Source organism: Brevundimonas sp. CURTG3B2_SDJG (assembly GCF_057364705.1).
Map to the genome: position 1 here is coordinate 1 of NZ_JBNFOJ010000309.1, position 3,189 is coordinate 3,189.

3 protein-coding genes are annotated in these 3,189 nt (G+C 70.0%); all 3 read right to left on the reverse strand.

Annotation, left to right across the window (positions count from 1 at the left end; all coding sequences use genetic code 11):
- Nucleotides 1–164 precede the first annotated feature (164 nt).
- Nucleotides 165–1,391, reverse strand: coding sequence for a 5-aminolevulinate synthase (hemA, locus tag AC2W7C_RS15635; RefSeq protein ID WP_486002229.1), 1,227 nt, complete (start codon nucleotides 1,389–1,391; stop codon nucleotides 165–167).
- A 123-nt stretch (nucleotides 1,392–1,514) separates the two neighbouring features.
- A complete protein-coding gene (gene mmsB, locus AC2W7C_RS15640) occupies nucleotides 1,515–2,420 on the reverse strand; it encodes a 3-hydroxyisobutyrate dehydrogenase (RefSeq protein WP_486002230.1) in 906 nt (301 codons plus the stop codon).
- 68 nt (nucleotides 2,421–2,488) lie between these two features.
- Nucleotides 2,489–3,189: class I SAM-dependent methyltransferase (locus AC2W7C_RS15645; RefSeq protein WP_486002231.1), on the reverse strand; the 701-nt coding region annotated here is incomplete at its 5' end.

Sequence of the window (3,189 nt, forward strand, 5' to 3'; positions counted from 1 at the left end):
CGATGCCGGCCCGAGGATAAGCCAGTAGGCGCCGGGGCGCGTCCCGCCCGGCCGCCAGCCGGTCCAGCCGGGCTCGCCGCGTGGGCCATGTAGAGGCGATCTCAGGGAGGGACGGGGCCGGCCGAAGCCGCAGGTTCTCGCGGATGAACCGCTCGCCGGCCGCGTCAGGCGACGGCAGGAAGCCGCGCCACGTTGCAGTGGGTCCATAGGGCGTCCATGGCCCGGACCAGGTCGTCCATCATCGCGTCGGTGTGGTTCGGCGACGGCGTGAAGCGCAGCCGCTCGGTCCCCTTGGGCACCGTCGGATAGTTGATCGGCTGCACATAGACCCCGTGCTGCTCCAGCAGCATGTCCGAGATCATCTTGGTGTGCACCGGATCGCCCACGAACACCGGGACGATGTGGCTGACCGAGTCCATCACCGGAATGCCGGCCTCGGCCAGGCGGCGCTTCAGCGTGGCGGCTCGTTCCTGGTGCGCCTCGCGCAGCTCGGGATGGGCCTTCAGGTGCCGCACCGAGGCCAGGGCTCCGGCGGTCAGCGCCGGCGGCAGGCTGGTGGTGAAGATGAAGCCCGAGGCCCAGCTGCGCACCGCGTCCACGATCACCGCGTCGGCGGCGATATAGCCGCCCATCACGCCGATGGCCTTGCCCAGGGTGCATTCGATGATGTCGATCTGGTCCAGCACGCCGTCGCGCTCGGCCACGCCCGCGCCCGTCGCGCCGTACAGGCCCACCGCGTGGACTTCGTCCAGATAGGTCAGGGCGCCGTATTTCTTGGCCAGGGCGATCGTGCCGGCCAGGTCGGCGATGTCGCCGTCCATCGAATAGACGCTCTCGAAGGCGATCAGCTTGGGGGCCTCGACCGGCGCCGCGGCCAGCAGGCTTTCCAGGTGTTCCAGGTCGTTGTGGGCGAAGATGTGCCGCTCGCCGCCCCCGTTGCGGATGCCCGCGATCATCGAGGCGTGGTTCAGGCTGTCCGAGAAGGTGATCAGTCCCGGCAGGATCCGCTGCAGCGTGGTCAGCGTCGCCTCGTTGGCCACATAGCCCGAGGTGAACAGCAGCGCGGCGTCCTTCTGGTGCCAGCTGGCCAGCTCGGCCTCCAGGTCGACGGCCGATCGCGTGGTGCCCGAGATGTTGCGCGTGCCGCCGGCCCCGGCGCCGGCCTGGTCGATCTCGACCCGCATGGCCTCCAGCACCGCCGGGTGCTGGCCCATCCCCAGGTAGTCGTTCGAGCACCACACCACGACGTCCTGCTCGGACCCGTCCGCGCGGCGGCGTTTCGCCAACGGGAACTGGCCGCGGACCCGCTTCAGGTCGGCGAAGACGCGATAGCGCCCTTCGCCCTTGACCCGCTCGACGGCGGTTTCGAATGCGGCCTTGTAGTCGAACAACCGATCAGCTCTGCGCGGCGGAGAAACTTTCGCCGCGTGATGCTCCCCCGAGGGCGATTTGTCCATGAATCCGGCCGGACAAAACGCCGCAAACCCCTAATTGATAACGGTTCTCAGAAACAATCACCCCTTCGGCAGCTCGTCCAGCTTGCCCCGCAGCATCTGCAGGATGGCCGAGAAGTCCCGGCCGCCGTATCCAAGCCCGTTGAACATCTGGAACAGGGCTTCCGTCTGCGCGCCCAGCGGGGTCGAGGCTCCGGACTTGGCCGCCGCGTCCTGGGCCAGCTTCAGGTCCTTCAGCATCATCGCCGCGGCGAATCCGCCGTCGTAGTTCCGGTTGGACGGCGCGGTCGGCACTGGGCCGGGCCACGGGTAGTAGGTCGTCACCGACCAGCTCTGGCCCGACGACTTGGCCACGATGTCGAACATCTTCACCGGGTCCAGGCCCAGCTTCTCCGCCAGGCCGATCGCCTCGCAGGTGCCCAGCATGGTGATGCCCAGGATCATGTTGTTGCAGATCTTGGCCGCCTGCCCGGCCCCGTGGTCGCCGGCGCGGAAGGTCGCCCGGCTCATCGGCTCCAGCGCCGCCTCGATGCGCGCGAACTCCGGCTCGTCGCAGCCGACCATGAAGGCCAGGGTGCCGGCGTCCGCCGCCATGGTCCCGCCGGAAACCGGCGCGTCGGCGAAGGCGTAACCCGCCTCCTTGGCCAGGCTCGCGACCTTGCGGGCGGTGTCCACGTCGATGGTCGAACAGTCCAGCAGCAGGGCCCGGCTCGGCGCCGCCCCGATGATCTGCTCGGAATAGACCTTCAGCACGTGGGGCCCGGCGGGCAGCATGGTGATGACCACGTCGGCGTCCTTGACCGCCTCGGTGACCGAGCTCGCCGGGGTGCAGCCCGCCGCCGCGGCCCGGTCCAGCGCCGCCTGCGACAGGTCGAAGGCCATGACCGCGTGACCCGCCTTCGCCTGGTTAGCGGCCATGCCCCCGCCCATGTTGCCGAGGCCGATGAAGGCGATCTTGTGGGTCATGGCGCAGCTCCCTTAAGCGACTTTGGTCGCCGCGGTGGTTAGCGCGCGACGCCCCGGGACGCCAGCGCCTAGGCGGGCTTGCGGAAGCGCAGCATGAACTGGCTGGTGCGGCCGCGGATCGAGGGGTCGAAGACGCTGGCGGTCAGCGGATCGGCCGGATCGGCCAGCAGGTCGCTCTCGCCGTCCAGGACGAAGCCGGCCGCCTCGACCTCGCGCTTCACCGCCTCGATGTCGATCCGGTGCAGCTCGTGCGCCGCCGACAGGCCCGAGCCGGCCGTCGCCTGGTGGTCCACGATCACGTACAGACCACCGGGTTTCAGCGCCGCGAAGGCCGCCGCATTGACCTTGGCCGCCGTGCCCGCCGGCTCGAACGGCCGCAGGTGCAGGTCGTGATAGTTCTGGGCGGTGAAGATCAGGTCCAGGCCCGCCGGGAACTCCGGCGCGCCGATCGGCGACCGAATCCCATCGACGTTGGGCAGGTCGTCCGCCTTGGTCAGGTCTTCGCCGTAGCTGGCCTGAAAGGCGATGAACTCCGCCGGCTGCCAGGCCGTGACCCGGCCCTCGGGGCCGACCGCGGCCGAGAAGGCGCGCGTGAAATACCCCCCGCCGATGATCATGTCGGCGATCTTCTGCCCCGGCCGCACCTGGGCGAAGGCCAGGGTCTCAGCCGTGTGGCGGGCGGCGTCCCGCTCGCGGTCGGCGTCGGTGCGGATCGGGCTGGCCAGGGCGGCGGCGTAGCTTCCCGCGTCCTGGGCCGCGACGGCGCCGC